The organism is Bacillus cereus group sp. MYBK222-1 (assembly GCF_051916425.1).
In the GTDB taxonomy this organism is placed as follows: domain Bacteria; phylum Bacillota; class Bacilli; order Bacillales; family Bacillaceae_G; genus Bacillus_A; species Bacillus_A paranthracis.
In genome coordinates, this window is the sequence record NZ_JBQAGP010000001.1 from 2,134,251 (window position 1) to 2,152,309 (window position 18,059).

The following is an 18,059-nucleotide window of genomic DNA, read 5'->3' on the forward strand; positions in this document are numbered from 1 at the left end:
TACTTACTCATCCTTTCTTTAACTTTTTCTGTAAGCGATACAGTTCATTCATCGCTTCTAAAGGTGTCATATCAAGTAAATCAATTTTTTTAATTTGCGTCAGTACTGCCGTTTCTTTTGCATCTAAAACTGGCTTGTCTTGTTTTTTCGAAGATTGTTCTCCGCCAAAGAATGATAGTTGTGATTCTTCTTCAGTCTCTGCTTTCGTCTCTTCTATTTCTACTGGTTCTTCTTTTACAACTACAGGCTCTGGAATAACTTCTTGCGCCTGCGCTTTCACTTCTACACGCTTTGGAATAATAATTTCTTCCTGTCCTTCAAGTTGCGCTAATACTTCTTTCGCACGAGTGATTAAGCTATCTGGGAGCTCTGCAAGTTGCGCAACGTGAATTCCGTAACTTTTATCAGCTGCACCGTCTTGAATTTTATGAAGGAATACTACTTTTCCGTTCTCTTCAATAGCTGAAACGTGTACATTTTTCAGTTGATCTAAACTGTCTTCTAGCACGGTCAATTCATGATAATGCGTAGAGAATAACGTTTTTGCACCAATTTGGTCGTGAATATGTTCAATGATTGCTTGTGCAAGTGCCATACCATCATACGTAGATGTACCGCGTCCAATTTCATCGAATAAAATTAAACTTCTTTCTGATGCATTTGCAATGGCATTTTTCGCTTCTAACATTTCGACCATAAATGTACTTTGACCTGAAATTAAATCATCCGCTGCGCCAATTCTCGTAAAGATTTGGTCAAATACAGGTAATACTGCTTCTGTTGCTGGTACGAAACAACCAATTTGCGACATAACCGTTACAAGTGCTAATTGTCTCATATACGTACTTTTACCAGACATGTTCGGTCCTGTAATTAAAAATACATCCATATTCTCTGGCATAATACAATCATTCGGTACATACAATTTCCCGTTCAATACTTTTTCAACGACAGGATGACGACCATCTTTAATAAAGATTTCGCGCTTCGTTGTTAGTACAGGTTTTACAAACTGTTCTTCTTCACTAACTGTTGCAAAACTTTGCAGTACGTCTAATTCACTAATTACTTTCGCTAAATGCTGTAATTTCGGAATAAATACTTTTACTTCTTCACGAAGCGCTGTAAATAAATCGTATTCTAGTTGTACAATTTTTTCTTCAGCTTCTAAGATTAATGTTTCTTTTTCTTTTAGTTCATCTGTAATGAAACGTTCCGCATTAGCAAGCGTTTGTTTACGCTCGTAGCGGCCTTCTGGTAATGCTCCAAGGTTCGCTTTCGTTACTTCAATGTAGTAACCGAAAATACGGTTGTATCCAATTTTCAACGATTTAATTCCTGTAATATCACGCTCTCGTTTTTCAAGCTCAGCAATCCACGTTTTTCCGTTTTTACTCACATAGCGATATTGATCAAGCTTGTCATTATAACCATCTTTAATAATATCTCCATCTTTAATAGAAAGCGGTGGATTTTCTTGAATACTTCTTCCTAATAATTCTGTTAAGCTCTCACATGGATCTGCACCTTGAATTAATCTCGCTGCATACGCGTTATCTAACAAACTAATCGCTTCTAAAATAGCTGGTACTTGCAGTAAAGATCGTCTTAACTGTAATAAGTCCCTTGCATTGACATTACCGAATGCAACTTTCCCTGCTAAACGTTCTAAATCATATACTTCTTTTAACTTTTCTTTTAAATCTTCACGCAAGAAGTAATCATTTACAAACGTTTCAACCATTTCTAAACGCTCTTCGATTCGTTCTTTCTGTATAAGTGGACGTTCCATCCACTGTTTTAACATACGACCACCCATAGCCGTTTTCGTCTTATCTAATAGCCATAATAATGATCCTGTTTTTTCTTTCGTTCGAAGTGTTTCTGTCAGCTCTAAATTTCGCTTTGAATGCACATCAATTTTCATAAATTGATTCGTATAATAAATTTCCACAGGCTGTAAATGATCTAATGAACGTTTTTGCGTTCTTATTACATAGTTAAATAAGCGTCCAACTGCTTTAATTAACTTTGCTTGTGAAACATTTTTCACAAGATGTTCTAACCCTTCTGGGATTGCCGTTGCATCTTCATATGAAATCGTCATTTTTAACGTTTCCGTTAACTTGTTTAGTTCATCTTTAGAAAAGGAAGAATCTACAACAATTTCTTTCGAACCAGTTGCATACACTTCTAATAAAATATCCTCTACTGAACCAGTCAATAACGTTACTGTATTTTGCCCAGTCGTTAAATCGTTACAAGCTAACGCATATGATCCATCTTCAAAATGTGTTAATGCGGCTAAAAAGTTATTTTCTTTCTCATCAATCGTACGCCCTTCCATCATCGTTCCTGGCGTAATTAATTGTACGACTTCACGGCGCACTACACCTTTAGCTGTTTTTGGGTCTTCTACTTGCTCACAAACCGCTACTTTATATCCTTTTTCAACAAGTTGTTCAATATAGTTTTTAGCCGCATGATACGGTACACCGCACATCGGTATACGTTCACTACTACCACCGTCTCGGCTCGTTAATGTAATTTCAAGTTCGTGGGCTGCTTTAACCGCATCCTCAAAGAACATTTCATAAAAATCACCTAAGCGGAAAAATAAAAAGGCATCTTGATAGTCTGCCTTAACTTTTAAATATTGCTGTATCATAGGCGTATATTGCGTCATACTTATCCTCCATAATTCTTACATAATAATCTATATTCATATATGTCACATTTCACGGACACTCTTATCTCCTATTTCAGGAGTCTTTCTTCATTATAGCACATTTCATTAGCAATCATGTTCATCTAAGCACCACTTATGTAAAGTAAAAAGCTAGGAAGAACTTCTCCCTAGCTTTCTATTACTCTTCTTCTGCATCAACGATAAAGTTCGGATCTAACTCTTCAAACTCATCATCTTCAATTTGGAAAGCATCATCTGATTCTACACAACCTTCAGGGTTTACACTTACACAAATTTTCGTTTCGCCAACTACTTCTGTTACAAATTCACGTTCTACCGTTACAACAATTTTATTACCATTTGGTGATACAAGAGCTTCTAAACAATTTGGTGGCTGAATGACACGAGCAATAATTTCTAAATCATCACCAGAAAAGTTTTTATCACGATATCCAATGCTTACTTCATCTGTGTAGTTTACACGTTCTGTTACAACTTCTGTCTTTGTATTGCCATCGAATGAATACCAAGTGTTCACATCATAGAAACCTTCAATTTCCACATGTTTTCCATTCTTTCTTGCTTCGTACGAGTGGTTAATTACCCAGCACCCTAAAATACTTGTTGGCTCATTATTCGATTCACATGTATGCGTTGACTTTGTATACTTACGTCCTTTTCCAACCACTGCTTTTGTAATAATCTCTCTAAATTCGGACATTCGTAACCCTCCTCAATCACTATTCACTTAATCATATGCGTGACAATAGCGGAATGTGTCATTCTTTTTTTCAGAAGAACTTACGTTTAATCCACTAAAAAAAGAGATGTCAATTCGACATCTCTTTAACAACCACAATTTCCTTTTTTACTTTCTACCGCTGCGCCCGTTTCACCCTTCAATACATCGCCATTAGTTGAAATTAATATTTCATCTGTTACGTTGTTAGAAATCGTACTTGCAACTAGCTGTAGTAAGTCATTTACATATGTTTGTGAAGATTTAAATTCTTGTACAACTGGGATGCTATCTAACTTATCTTGCAGGGCATCAATTTCAGCTTCTACTTTTTTCAAAGCTTCCCATTTCCCGTAATGTTGCAAGTTTACTGCTTGTTTTTGCAGTGCTTTAATTTCATCAATTGCGCGCTTCACATTTTCATTTTTATGAATTTGTGCCTCTGCTTTCTTAAAGAAATCAACTTCTTCTGTTTCAGAAATCATTTTTGCTAATTCTTTCGCTTGCTCAACAATTTCATCTTTCGAATATACTTTCATCTATTATTCCACCTCAATCGGCTCTTCAACTAATTCTCCGTTAAGAGACCAAGTTTTTGCATCCGTTACTTTTACTTTCACAAGCTGACCAATTAAAGACTTTGGAGCAACAAAGTTTACAAGTTTATTTGTACGAGTATAACCTGCAAGTACTTCTGGATTATTTTTACTCTCTCCATCAACTAACACTTCTACAATTTGACCTTTATAACGATTATTCTTTTCAATTGCCAATTTATTTACTAATGCATTTAAGCGTTGAAGACGTTCTTTCTTTACTTCCATCGGTACATTGTCTTTCATTTTTGCAGCTGGTGTACCTTCACGCGGAGAATAAATAAAGGTAAAGGCAGTATCAAACCCTACTTCACGATATAACGACATTGTTTCTTCAAATTGCTCATCTGTTTCATTCGGGAAACCGACAATAATATCAGTTGTTAATACCGCGTTTGGAATTGCTTCTTTAATTTTTCTTACAAGCTCTAAATAATGCTCACGTGAATATTTACGCGCCATAATTTTTAACATTTCTGTGCTTCCAGATTGAACTGGTAAGTGAATATGTTCTACTAAGTTGCCACCTTTTCCAAGCACTTCAATTAAGTGATCATCGAAATCGCGTGGATGGCTCGTTGTAAAACGAATACGGGCAATATCAACTTTACGGAGCTCGTCCATTAAATCGCCAAGACCGTATTCTATATCTTCAAAGTCTTTACCATATGCATTTACGTTCTGTCCAAGTAACGTAATTTCTTTATAACCATTCGCAGCTAAATGACGAATCTCTTGGATAATGTCTTCTGGACGTCTGCTTCGCTCTTTTCCGCGTGTATACGGTACGATACAATATGTACAGAACTTATCACAGCCATACATAATATTTACCCAAGCTTTAATATCACCACGACGTACTTTCGGAAGATTTTCAATTACGTCTCCTTCTTTGGACCAAACTTCAACTACCGTCTCCTTCGAGAACATTGCATCTTTTAGAATGTACGGTAATCTATGAATATTATGCGTTCCAAACACCATATCTACATGCTGATTTTTTTGCATAATTTTATTTACAACAGATTCCTCTTGGGACATACAACCACATACACCAATTAAAAGATCAGGATTTCTTCGTTTTAGTGCCTTTAAATGCCCTAGTTCACCGAACACTTTATTTTCAGCATTTTCACGAATAGCACAAGTATTTAATAATACTACATCTGCTTCTTCAGTTGAAAAGGTTGGTTCATATCCAAGTGCAGTGAAAATACCCGCCATTACTTCTGTATCGTGCTCATTCATTTGACAACCATATGTACGAATATAAAACTTTCTTCCTGTACCGAAATTGCGAAACTCTTCAGGTAAGCCAAAATCCCGTTCAATTTTAACTTCTTCTTTCCCTCGCTTTTTCGCGTCTTTTAAGGAAGGTGGTTGGTATACACTTTCAAAGTATTTGCTATAATCTTTCTCTTCTTTTTTCGTAGAGGAATTCACTTGTTGACTTGCTAATCGTTGTTGCTCGTTCATCGGTAATCTCCTTTCACCCTTAACTATACACACTTTGTAGTCCATTTTAATGCGCTTAGACCCACCTCAAAAATGGTTAGATAGCTTGAGAGATACTTGTCCTTTGAAACTTGAGTAATCAATCTAATCATCTATAAGAATGAAGTCTTCCCCACACAAATAGACATTCCCTTTTTGTATTTCTTTTGTCCTACTCAAAAGCATATTGCTTTATCCCTATACACATTACCATAGTATGAAGTGTTTCGCCAATTTTTACAAAGAAGAAGGCTTATCCTATTATTACATTTCCTAGTTAATGAACATGCAATTTTCATACAACGATTTATATATTATTTTACCATTCTGAATTTTCCAAGTAAATAAGACTGCTTTATATTTTTACTCATTAAAAAAGGCTGCCAAATGGCAACCTCCTCTTCTTACATTACATAAATTCAGCAACAAGCTCATCAAACATTTTCTGATCCATGTTTAAATCAGATTGCACTAAAGGCTTCTCACTATAGCCTTTTACTAGTTCTTGGTATGAAGGCTGCGCTGTATTTTGATAAATTAGCCCTGTTACTAATCCGTTGTTTTCCATTAATGTTTGCATAGCCATCATGCGATTAGACGGATCATATCCCTCTACTGTACTTAGTTTTGTTAAATTCTCTTTAAACCAATCATAAGTATTTACTTTATTGTAAGTAACACATGGGCTGAATACGTTAATTAATGAAAATCCTTTATGGTTAATACCAGCTTCAATAATTTGTGTTAATTCTTTTAAATCACTTGAAAAGCTTTGTGCCACAAATGTTGCACCAGCTGTTAAAGCCATTTCCATAACATTTAGTGACGGTTCAATTGAACCTTGTGGTGTACTTTTCGTTTTAAATCCAGCTTCACTACGTGGTGAAGTTTGCCCTTTTGTTAATCCGTAAATTTGGTTATCCATTACGATGTACGTAATGTCAATGTTACGACGAATAGAATGGATCGTATGTCCCATACCAATCGCAAATCCATCACCGTCACCACCTGATGCGATAACTGTTAAATCACGGTTTGCCATTTTTACACCTTGTGCAATTGGAAGGGCACGACCATGAATACTATGCACACCATATGAATTAATATAACCTGAAATACGACCTGAACAGCCGATACCAGAAATAACAGCAAGTTCATCTGGATTTAAGCCAACGTTAGCTGCCGCACGTTGAATTGCAGCTTGCACCGAGAAGTCTCCGCAACCTGGGCACCAGTTTGGTTTTACACTGTTACGAAAGTCCTTAAATGTTGCCATTTAATACAACCCCTTTTTTGCATTCGTTGTAAATCTCTTTCGGCAAGAATGGGTTCCCATCATATTTTAAAAGACTAGAAATTTTCTCACCGTTACCAAGATTCATTTTCATAATGTTAGCAAGTTGACCTGTTGCATTGTTTTCTACCACTACAACACGCTTCGCATTTTTCACAAGTGGATCGATTTCAGCTGTTGGGAACGGGTGAATTAAACGCACATGAGCATGGTTTACTTTCATACCCTCTTGTTCTAAGCGCTCCATTGCTTCTTCGATCGCACCACGAGTTGAGTTAAATCCAACAAGCAATACGTCTGCTTCTTCATGCTTAACATTTTTATAAACAGGGGTATTAAACTTCAAGTTCTCCATTTTACGGAAACGTTTGTCCATTTGATCTTTACGGTTTAATGCTGATTCAGATGGTTTACCAGTTTCATCATGTTCTACACCTGTAACATGGTGAACACCATTTTTCATACCAGGTAAAACACGTGGTGAAACGCCATCTTCTGTTACTTCATAACGCTTGAAGTATGCTTTATTTTCACGTTCTGGTAATTCCGCTTCTAAATCAAGCTTACCACGACGAATTTCCACTTTATCTAACTTAAGTGGTTCTACTGTCTGTTTCCCTAAAGAAAGCTGTAAATCTGTTAAGAAAATAACAGGTACTTGATATTCTTCAGATAAGTTAAACGCTTCTACAATATCATAGAAAGCTTCTTCCACTGTACTTGGCGCCATTACGATTTTTGGAATTTCACCGTGCGTACCGTAAATCATTGCCATTAAATCAGACTGCTCTTGTTTCGTTGGTAATCCTGTACTTGGACCACCACGTTGTGTATCAACAATTACTAATGGCGTTTCTGTAATACCTGCTAAACCAATCGCTTCCATCATTAAAGATAGACCTGGACCAGCAGATGCAGTTAATGTACGAACACCAGCATAGTTTGCACCGATTGCCATTGTACAAGCTGCAATTTCATCCTCAGTTTGGATTACTGTTCCGCCGACTTTTGGCAATTTTTTAATTAAGTATTCCATAATTTCAGATGCAGGTGTAATTGGATATGCAGACATAAAGCGAGCACCACCAGCTACTGCACCAAATGCGATCGCATCGTTCCCAATCATAAACATGCGCTTCTGACCATCAGCTTTTTCAAGCTGCATCATGTTTACTTTCTCACCTAGTAACTCTTTCATATATTGAGAGCCGCGCTTAATTGCGTCCATGTTCTTTTGAACGACTTGCTCTCCTTTACGACCAAAGATCTCTTCAACAACATCTAAATAAGCTGTTTCATCTAATCCTAATACCGCACTTGATGCTCCAACAGCAACCATGTTTTTCATTAATGATGTGCCTAATTCTGATGCAATATCTGTAAACGGTATCACATATAGATTTACATCTGTATTGTCAGGTATTGTCGGATTAAATTTCGCATCTGCAACTACAATCCCGCCCGGACGTAGTTCGTGGAAGTTAAAATCAATTGTTTCTTGATCAAAAGCAATTAAAATATCTAAATCATCTGAGATCGCGCGTACTTCTGTTGTACTTACACGAATTTTATTATTTGTATGGCCGCCTTTTATACGTGATGAGAAGTGGCGGTAACCGTATAGGTAATATCCTAATCGGTTTAATGCAATACAGAAGATTTCTCCTGTACTTTCAATTCCTTCACCTTGTTGGCCTCCAACTTTCCATGAAAGTTGACTAATCATCTCCTACACCCCTTTTGGCTGCATTCATTGTAGTGTATTTTTTTACAGTAATAGTTTAGCATTTTTTATGCAAATAAACTACAATGGACGCAAATTATGCCTCTTCTGATTTCCCTGAATCTTTAGTATAAAGCTATTTTGTTTTTCATTCTAGTATTAGGTCTTAAAAAAAGCAATAATATCAAATGAATTAATTCTAATTTTTCTGGATTTTTAAAACAAAAATTTTAAAAGCTTATATGTTCAACAAAATTATCATATAAAAATCGCTCTACAGTAGATGCAGCATAGTGTTTACAAAGCTCGTTCATTACATTTTCATAATCTCGATACGCTGATACATTTACAACTGTTTCTACTATCCCATCAAAATCCGAACCAAACCCTATATTGTTCTCTCCACCTAATGAACAAATATATTCGATATGTCTTACTATATCTGCTACATTCGCTTGTTTTTCATTTGTTAGAAACTGCGGTACAAAAGTGACACCGATCATGCCATTTCGCTTTATAAGAGCTTTAAGTTGTTCATCGTTTAAATTACGTGGGTGCTGACAAAGTTTCATACAATTTGAGTGGGAAGCAATAGGATTTTTTGCAATTTCAATCACATCCCAAAAACTTCTTTCATTCAAATGAGACACATCAGTCCATACATGTAACGCATTCAGTTCTTGTACAACATGTTTACCAGAAGTCGTTAAACCTGCCCCACGTGTCTCTAGCGCACCATCAGCTAATAGATTGGCATAATTCCATGTTAGTCCAAAAGAACGTACTCCTAGGCGATACAACAACCGTAATTTCATTGCATCTTTTCCAATTGCTTCGCATCCTTCTAATGTTAATATCGCTCCAATCTCGTCCTGTTTTAACATGTTCATATCATCTTTTGTCTGAATAAACTTCACACCTGGTAAGGATAAAATTTCATTATAAAAAATATCTACCATTTGCAATGCTACTTCAAATCGGTTTTCATATGCCACTGTTTCTGGCACATATATAGCAAAACATTGTATACTTCCTTTTCTGTTCTTTAACTGTTCAAATGTAATATGTAATTGCGAATCATGTTTAAAATCCTTTTTCCCTTGTGCACTCCATAACTGAAGAAGCACATCACAATGAGCATCAAAAATTTTCATTTTCATTCCTCCATTATAAAAACAACCTGTTTGCATACTGCAAACAGGTTGTTTAAACTTAACGAGGTTCTACAATTAATTTTATTGCTGTACGTTCTTCCCCATCAATCATGATATCCGTAAACGCTGGGATACAAATCAGGTCCAAACCACTAGGCGCTACAAATCCTCTTGCAATTGCTACTGCCTTTACCGCTTGGTTCAATGCACCTGCACCAATGGCTTGAATTTCTGCTGTTCCGCGTTCGCGAATAACACCTGCAAGTGCACCAGCTACAGAATTAGGGACCGACGTTGCTTTAACTTTTAATATTTCCATTCCGCGTTTCCTCCTCGTTTCTATAAAAAGTATTAGCAATTATTTCACTTTAACTTATATTCACGAGGAATGACACGTATTCCTGCTAAATTTCTGTAATTTTTCTAAAAAATTAAAAAATAATAATTTATCTAAATTTTAATAGGAATTACTCAAAAAATGGCTGATCATCATTAATTAAGATACGCTCAATTTTCTTAGCTTTTCCCGTATTAGGGTCCACATCAATTAGCACTGCACTTAATTGTGTTCTACCATTTGTCACTTCAAATCGTACTGGTAAGTTTGTTAAAAACTTCTTCAATACTGCTTCTCGGTCCATACCTAAAATTCCATCGTACGGCCCTGTCATACCAACATCTGTGATATATGCCGTTCCGCTTGGTAAAATGCGATTATCTGCTGTAGGAACATGCGTATGTGTACCTACTACCGCTGTAGCACGACCATCTACATACCAACCTAACGCTTGTTTTTCGCTTGTAGTTTCCGCATGGAAATCAACAAAAATAATATTCGTACGTTTTTTCGCAATGTTAATTAATTCATCCACTTTACGGAATGGACAATCAATTGGAGGAAGGAACGTACGTCCTTGTAAGTTAATAACTGCAACTTCTGTTCCATTACAGTTCACAAAAATAAGCCCTTTTCCTGGAGTGCCTTCTGGGAAGTTAGCTGGTCTTGCAAGATATTTTGCATCATCAATAAATTCAAATACTTCACGGTTATCCCAAGCGTGATTTCCAAGTGTAACCGCTTGTGCTCCGCATTCTAAAAAGTTTCGGTATATTTTTTCCGTAATTCCACGTCCACCTGCTGCATTTTCCCCATTAATAATGGTTACTGTAGGTGTATATTTCTTCTTTAATGCCGGTACGTATTGTTGAATCATACCTCTACCAGGAGATCCTACTACATCCCCAACAAATAATATTCTCATATGTCTTACCCTTCCTATGTACTACATTTTTTATTACTATAGCTTCAAGTAATTATCTTACAATATATTTATTATAAGTTTGTTTCACTTGTATGCTAGGTATAACTAATTTCCTTTATTTTAACCAATTCCAACACAAAAAAATAAAGTGGTGTTTCACCACTTTATTTTGCGTATTCCACTGCACGTGTTTCACGAATAACAGTTACTTTAATATGCCCTGGGTAATCCAGTTCATTTTCAATACGTTTTCGAATATCACGAGCTAAACGATGAGCTTCTAAATCATCAATTGTATCTGGTTTTACCAGAATACGAACTTCTCGTCCTGCTTGAATTGCGAAAGATTTTTCTACGCCTTCATAAGACTCTGAAATCTCTTCTAACTTTTCGAGACGACGAATATAGTTCTCAAGTGTTTCACTACGAGCTCCAGGTCTTGCAGCTGATAATGCATCTGCTGCTGCAACTAAAACTGCAATGATAGAAGTTGGTTCTGTGTCCCCATGGTGAGATGCAATACTGTTTATAACTACAGGATGCTCTTTATATTTCGTTGCGAGTTCAACACCAATTTCAACGTGGCTACCTTCTACTTCATGGTCAATCGCTTTACCGATATCATGTAATAGACCAGCACGTCTTGCTAGTTTTTCATCCTCACCAAGCTCTGCTGCCATAAGTCCAGTTAAATATGCAACTTCCATAGAGTGTTTTAAGACGTTTTGCCCGTAACTTGTACGGTATTTTAAACGACCTAAAATCTTAATTAAATCTGGATGTAAACCGTGAACACCCACTTCAAACGTTGTTTGCTCTCCGACTTCACGAATATACTCGTCCACTTCACGTCTTGATTTTTCGACCATCTCTTCAATACGCGCTGGGTGAATACGTCCGTCCTGTACTAGTTTATCAAGAGCGATACGAGCTGTTTCACGACGAATTGGGTCGAATCCAGAAAGGATAACCGCTTCTGGTGTATCATCGATAATTAGGTCAATACCTGTTAACGTTTCTAACGTACGAATATTTCGACCTTCACGTCCGATAATACGTCCCTTCATTTCGTCATTTGGAAGATTTACAACCGAAACGGTTGTTTCAGCAACATGATCAGCTGCACATCTCTGCATTGCAAGAGATAAAATCTCTTTCGCTTTCTTATCCGCTTCTTCTTTCGCACGAACTTCACTTTCTTTTACCATTACGGCAATTTCATGAGAAACTTCACTTTCTACTTTACCAAGAATAATTGCTTTCGCTTGTTCGCGTGTCAGATTGGAAATGCGCTCTAATTCTGTTTGTTGCTTTTGAACTAACTCTCCCACTTTGCTTTCCAACTCTTCAATCTGTTGTTGTCTCGCTACAAGAGAATCCTCTTTCTTTTCTAACTGTTGCTCGCGTTTATCGAGCGTTTCGTCTTTACGATCAAGGTTCTCTTCTTTTTGCATTAAACGATTTTCTTGTTTTTGTAATTCGCTTCTACGGTCACGAATTTCTAATTCAGCTTCTGTACGAAGTGTATGAATTTCATCCTTTGCTTCTAAAAGCGCTTCTTTCTTAAGTGCTTCAGCCTCACGATTCGCTTCGTCTAGAATACGTTTCGCTTCATTGGCTGCACCATTAATCTTCGCTTCAGCAATAGACTTTCGAACAAAAAAGCCAACAACTGCACCGACTGTTGCAAGCAAAATGGAGATGAGTATCCAAACTGTACTACTCATGATTTCACCTCCCCTTGCTATGAATGAAAAAAGACTGTCGGCATGTACATTGAATACCAACATACAGCAAAGACCGTCGTCCCGCTTTTTTAAGGGACTTTCTTCATTTCACAATTAAAATGTCATATTATTATTTCGGCAAGATTTAAGTCTTACTCCGAATATTACTTCTCTTCTTGAGAAGAGTGTTTCGTATATAAGAAAAAATATACATTCTCATTGTATCTATCGCAATTTTCATTGTCAAGCGTTGTCTACTTTTACTTTCTTTACCTTCAGCTCTAATTTATATAGGAATTTAAAAAGCAGAGAGTATATTATCCTGGAAAACCTTAGTAAATTCCAGTTTATTCATGTAAAACACGCATATATCCCTCTGTACACATACTGTTTTAGATGGATTAAATATTTTATCTCCAACGATATACAACGCTTTCATAATGATACAAAAATAAAAGACACGAAGCCGTGTCTTTTATCCCACTTTAATCAAGAAGACTTGGATCTTCCATATCTTCAGCACCTGAATCTTCGCTAATTCCGTGATGCTCACGAATAAAGAAGGCAATTTCTTCTCTTAAATCCGTATTTTCTTTTAAGAACTGCTTCGAATTTTCACGACCTTGTCCTAAGCGTTCTTCATTATAAGAGTACCAAGCACCGCTCTTTTGAACGATATCAAGTTCAGAAGCCATATCTAAGATTTCACCTTCTCTTGAAATACCTTCTCCGTACATAATATCAACTTCCGCAACACGGAATGGTGGTGCCACTTTATTTTTAACTACTTTTACTTTTGTTTTATTACCAACAATGTCGTTACCTTGTTTTAATTGCTCCGCACGACGTACTTCAAGACGAACAGTTGAATAGAATTTTAACGCACGACCACCTGGAGTTGTTTCTGGGTTTCCGAACATAACCCCAACTTTTTCACGAATTTGGTTAATAAAGATTGCGATTGTTTTTGATTTATTGATTGCACCTGAAAGTTTACGAAGTGCTTGAGACATTAGACGAGCTTGTAAACCTACGTGTGAGTCACCCATGTCTCCTTCAATCTCAGCTTTTGGTACAAGAGCTGCTACAGAGTCAATTACGATAATATCAACCGCACCACTTCGTACAAGTGCTTCTGCGATTTCTAAACCTTGCTCCCCTGTATCAGGTTGTGATAATAGTAATTCATCGATATTAACACCTAATTTTTGTGCATATACAGGATCCATTGCATGCTCCGCATCGATGAATGCTGCTTGTCCACCTTGACGCTGTACCTCTGCAATTGCATGTAATGAAACTGTTGTTTTACCTGAACTCTCAGGTCCATAAATCTCGATAATACGGCCACGTGGGTATCCGCCTACCCCTAATGCCACATCAAGTGCTAAAGAACCACTAGAAACTGTAGAAACTCTACGCTCCGCTTGTTCTCCTAATTTCATAATTGAACCTTTACCGAATTGCTTCTCTATTTGTTTTAACGCCATATCTAATGCCGCTTGACGATCACTCATTCAAAATTCCTCCTTAACTGAATTGCTAATCTTATTATACCTATTTTCAACTCAATTTGCCAACAAAAATCGAACATTTATTCGATTTTTTTATTTTTCATTAAATATAACCACATTTAACCATTAAAAAAAGCTAAAAGAGACTTATATCTCTTCTAGCTTTTTATACAAATGATAAAATCCATATTTTGCTGAGCGTTCCCTAATTTGTTGACGACTTCCGCTTAAATTTAGAGGAAAGACTACAGTTGGTTCATCTTTAATCGCCAATCCAACAAATACAGTTCCCGGCTCTTTATGTTCTGAAGCATCTGGTCCTGCTACCCCAGTGAAACTAATTCCGATATCCGCTTTTAATAATTCTCTAACATTTTCAGCAAGATAACGAGCACATTCTTTACTAACTGCACCGTCAGTAGACAAGACTTCCTCAGGTACATGTAATACATGTTGCTTCACATCATTATGGTAACAAATGACACCGCCTTTAAATACGGAAGACACACCAGCGTTTTCTGTTACTTGATTACCAAAGAGACCACCTGTTAAACTTTCCGCACACGCTAAAGTTAATCCTTTTTTCTTCAATAACTCTATCGCCTTATAATGTAGAAACTCTTGGTCATACCCGTAGAAAAATTCTCCAACTCTTTCTAAAATCAAATCTTCCACATGCTGAATGAGTTTCTCCGCTTCATGAGCATTTTGATGTTTAGCCGTTAAACGTAATGTCACTTCTCCATCATTGGCAAGCGGGGCGATTGTCGGATTCGTTTGTCCATCAATTAAATCTTGAACTTTCACCTCTAATTGAGATTCCCCAATTCCGAAAAAGCGAAGCACGCGAGAATATATGTTTTCTCCTGTTGTAAAGTTACGTAAAAAAGGCTCCACATAACTTACATACATCGGCTTCATTTCTTTCGGTGGTCCTGGTAATAAAATATAAACTTTTCCGTTCTTATTTAATCCCATACCAGGTGCCATACCGTGATCATTTGCAAATACAGTCGCTCCATCCAAAACGAGCGCCTGCTTTTTATTATTCTCCGTGAACTCTCGACCTGTTCGCTTAAAGTAATCGCTTATTGATGCTAATGCCTTTTCATCATATACAAACTCTTCCGCTAAGCTAGACGCTATTGTTTCCTTCGTTAAATCATCTTTTGTCGGTCCTAATCCACCTGTGAAAATGAGCATATCCGCACGTTCTTCTGCAACTTCAATCGCCTGCTGCAGTCGCTTGTTATTATCACCAACTACAGTATGGTAGTACACGTTAATTCCAATTGAAGCTAACTTTTCAGACAAAAACTGGGCGTTCGTATTTGCAATTTGTCCAAGTAATAATTCTGTTCCAACCGCAATAATTTCAGCGTTCATCCCAATTCCCCCATAAACTTCTATTTTGAGTTTACAAAAGCCGCTCTATTTTTCCAGAAATAATCCCATCCTGAAATAACAGTAAAAATTAATGCAATCCATATAAAGATATCAGCAACTGGAATATGGATTAAATTTAAAGGTACATCGTGTAATAAATATGCCGCAATCGCGATGATTTGTGTCCACGTCTTAATTTTCCCTAGCTGATTTGCCGCAACTACTTCCCCTGTTCCAGCAAGTACAAGACGTAAACCAGTGACCGCAAACTCACGGCTTATAATGACAATAACGATCCAAGCAGGTACGTATTGCATCTCAACTAACGTGATAAGTGCCGCTGAAACAAGTAATTTATCAGCTAACGGGTCAAGGAACTTCCCTAAATTCGTTACAAGATTATACTTTCTTGCGTAATGTCCATCAATCCAATCTGTAGCCGAAGCAACAATAAAGATAAGCGCTCCTATTAAATGTTGAATTGGTAAATCAACATCACCAATTGTGTATGAACCCCAATCAAAGGGCGCTAACATAATTACCATAAAAATTGGAATTAAGCAGATTCTAGATATTGTAATTTTATTTGGTAAATTCACAGCTATTCCTCCATCATATCAAAAACATTTGTTCATTGAAAAAAGTCATCGAAGCGATGACTGTTATTGTGCAGGTTGCTCTATCCCTAGATTTTTAATCAAGAATTTTTGATGATAATTCTCTTCTGGATTCAACGGGAATGTAACCACTTGGCCATTTAATTTAAATTCAACATTCGGTGCACTTCCTATATTAAGGTTTACCACTTTCGCTGTTGATAAATCATATTTTTGAGTTTGACCTTCCTCTATTGTTCCACTAAAGATATCATTTCCTGCCTCATTTTTAATACCTACATAACTTGCACCTTTTGTTGTAATTTCTAATTCTAACGTTTTATTGTTATGAATTTCCAAAGTGGACTCCTTACCAGTTGTCCCAACTACTTTGATTTCTTGTTGTCCTGTTGGTTGCGCTGGTTGTTCTTCTTTCTTTGGCTCTTCTTTTTTCGATTCTTCTTTTTTTGGTTCCTCTTTTTTCGGCTCTTCCGCTTTCACTTCATCTTTCTTCGTATCTAACGGAGAATTTTCCGCTTTTTTAACTTCAATTTTCTCACTTTGAGCATTCGGAACCTTCTCATCACCTTTTCCAGTTAACGCTTGGAAAATAAACCAAATTACCACTCCAACTGCGATTACTAGCAGCGCAACTAAGATTTTCGGCATATGATCTGCAATTGGCCATGATGAAGATTTCTGCATTGTTTCTTGTGTTTTTTGTCCGGTTGACACTTGTGGAACGTCGCGTTTTTCAGATTGTGGTATCGTACTCTGATATTCTACAAGCAGTTCCTCTCCATTTAATCCAACCGCATCTGCGTATTGTTTAATGAATGCACGCGCATAAAAAGCTCCTGGCAATACATCATAACTGCCTTCCTCAATTGCTACTAAATGGCGTTTTTGAATTTTTGTAATCTCATGCAGCTGATCAATAGACAAGCCTTTCGTTCCTCTTGCTTCTTTCAGCTTTTGTCCTAATTCTGTCACTACTAACACCTCAATATTTCTTTAAAAGTCAAACATAGAGAAATTATTTTGCGTACCTTGCTCAATTTCATCTACTAAATTATATTGAATTTCTTCATCATAATCGTTACGCAACTCGATAATATAATCAAAATCATCCAATGTGTATTCTGACTGACTCACAAATACGTCAGGATGTTCCACAACTTTCGTTGCAGGCAATCTCATAATTTCACGAACAAGCTGCCAATGCCTTTCGTTAGCACGCTTTGTTGACACGATTCCATCTAAGATGAAAATATTGTCGTCGCTATACTCATCTTCAATCAATTGACTACGAACAGTTTGCTTAATAAGAGTAGACGATACAAATAACCATCTTTTATTTGCACAAACACTTGCGGCAACAATGGATTCTGTTTTTCCAACACGAGGCATTCCTCGTATACCAATTAGCTTATGGCCTTCTTTTTTCATTATTTCAGCCATAAAGTCTACAAGTAACCCTAATTCATCACGCACAAACCGAAATGTCTTCTTATCATCTGCATCTCGTTGTATGTACCTACCATGTCTAACCGCTAGCTTATCTCTTAGCTTTGGCGGACGATATTTCGTTACCGTTATGTTATCCATCGTATTTAAAATTGATTCTAGTCTAGAGATTTGCTCTTGATTATCACACATAAGGAGTAATCCACGCCTTGCATTATCTACACCATTAATTGTGACAATATTAATGCCGAGCATACCGATTAACGAAGAAACGTCACCAAGCAAGCCAGGTCGGTTTTTATGTATTTCATATTCAAAATACCATTCAATCATCCAAGATCACTCCCCTTGCTTACTTTACACCTACGTACTATATTATATGATTTCACCTTAATAGGGAAGCTAAATGTATAATCTA

General features: G+C 36.8%; 15 protein-coding genes. All 15 read right to left on the minus strand.

All coding sequences use genetic code 11. From position 1 onward, the window contains the following. Positions 1-7: 7 nt before the first annotated feature. The gene (mutS, locus tag ACTFR9_RS10945; protein ID WP_000196013.1) at positions 8-2,686 is read right to left on the minus strand and encodes a DNA mismatch repair protein MutS; all 2,679 of its coding nucleotides are present in this window, start codon (positions 2,684-2,686) and stop codon (positions 8-10) included. A gap of 181 nt (positions 2,687-2,867) precedes the next feature. Then, a complete protein-coding gene (gene cotE / locus ACTFR9_RS10950) occupies positions 2,868-3,410 on the minus strand; it encodes an outer spore coat protein CotE (protein ID WP_001288798.1) in 543 nt (180 codons plus the stop codon). Between the two features lie 125 nt (positions 3,411-3,535). Continuing rightward, positions 3,536-3,967 (minus strand): RicAFT regulatory complex protein RicA family protein, encoded by a 432-nt coding sequence (locus tag ACTFR9_RS10955; RefSeq protein ID WP_000870462.1) that lies wholly within the window; start codon positions 3,965-3,967, stop codon positions 3,536-3,538. 3 nt (positions 3,968-3,970) lie between these two features. After that, positions 3,971-5,500: a tRNA (N6-isopentenyl adenosine(37)-C2)-methylthiotransferase MiaB gene (gene miaB, locus ACTFR9_RS10960; protein WP_001005403.1), complete on the minus strand. Its 1,530-nt coding sequence runs from the start codon at positions 5,498-5,500 to the stop codon at positions 3,971-3,973. 427 nt (positions 5,501-5,927) lie between these two features. Continuing rightward, a complete protein-coding gene (locus tag ACTFR9_RS10965) occupies positions 5,928-6,794 on the minus strand; it encodes a 2-oxoacid:ferredoxin oxidoreductase subunit beta (protein ID WP_000190154.1) in 867 nt (288 codons plus the stop codon). Then, complete coding sequence (locus ACTFR9_RS10970; RefSeq protein WP_000625425.1) at positions 6,781-8,538, minus strand: 2-oxoacid:acceptor oxidoreductase subunit alpha; 1,758 nt, start codon at positions 8,536-8,538, stop codon at positions 6,781-6,783. Before ACTFR9_RS10970 ends, ACTFR9_RS10965 begins: the two co-directional genes overlap by 14 nt. Positions 8,539-8,765: 227 nt before the next feature. Then, a complete protein-coding gene (locus tag ACTFR9_RS10975) occupies positions 8,766-9,689 on the minus strand; it encodes a dipeptidase (RefSeq protein WP_000688035.1) in 924 nt (307 codons plus the stop codon). A 58-nt stretch (positions 9,690-9,747) separates the two neighbouring features. Then, positions 9,748-10,008 carry a stage V sporulation protein SpoVS gene (gene spoVS / locus ACTFR9_RS10980; protein ID WP_000404341.1) on the minus strand — a complete coding sequence of 87 codons (261 nt, stop codon included), beginning with the start codon at positions 10,006-10,008 and terminating at the stop codon, positions 9,748-9,750. A 148-nt stretch (positions 10,009-10,156) separates the two neighbouring features. Then, positions 10,157-10,951, minus strand: coding sequence for a TIGR00282 family metallophosphoesterase (locus tag ACTFR9_RS10985; protein ID WP_001221095.1), 795 nt, complete (start codon positions 10,949-10,951; stop codon positions 10,157-10,159). Between the two features lie 164 nt (positions 10,952-11,115). Beyond that, positions 11,116-12,678, minus strand: a complete 1,563-nt coding sequence (gene rny / locus ACTFR9_RS10990) for a ribonuclease Y (RefSeq protein WP_000099774.1) — start codon at positions 12,676-12,678, stop codon at positions 11,116-11,118. A 485-nt stretch (positions 12,679-13,163) separates the two neighbouring features. Further along, positions 13,164-14,195, minus strand: coding sequence for a recombinase RecA (gene recA, locus ACTFR9_RS10995; RefSeq protein WP_001283859.1), 1,032 nt, complete (start codon positions 14,193-14,195; stop codon positions 13,164-13,166). A 144-nt stretch (positions 14,196-14,339) separates the two neighbouring features. Next, positions 14,340-15,578 (minus strand): competence/damage-inducible protein CinA, encoded by a 1,239-nt coding sequence (cinA, locus tag ACTFR9_RS11000; protein ID WP_229136209.1) that lies wholly within the window; start codon positions 15,576-15,578, stop codon positions 14,340-14,342. 20 nt (positions 15,579-15,598) lie between these two features. After that, positions 15,599-16,177 carry a CDP-diacylglycerol--glycerol-3-phosphate 3-phosphatidyltransferase gene (gene pgsA / locus ACTFR9_RS11005; RefSeq protein ID WP_001052963.1) on the minus strand — a complete coding sequence of 193 codons (579 nt, stop codon included), beginning with the start codon at positions 16,175-16,177 and terminating at the stop codon, positions 15,599-15,601. Positions 16,178-16,240: 63 nt separating this feature from the next. Continuing rightward, positions 16,241-17,167 (minus strand): helix-turn-helix domain-containing protein, encoded by a 927-nt coding sequence (locus ACTFR9_RS11010; RefSeq protein ID WP_000137489.1) that lies wholly within the window; start codon positions 17,165-17,167, stop codon positions 16,241-16,243. A gap of 21 nt (positions 17,168-17,188) precedes the next feature. After that, positions 17,189-17,974, minus strand: coding sequence for a DUF3388 domain-containing protein (locus ACTFR9_RS11015; protein ID WP_000574107.1), 786 nt, complete (start codon positions 17,972-17,974; stop codon positions 17,189-17,191). Positions 17,975-18,059 lie beyond the last annotated feature (85 nt).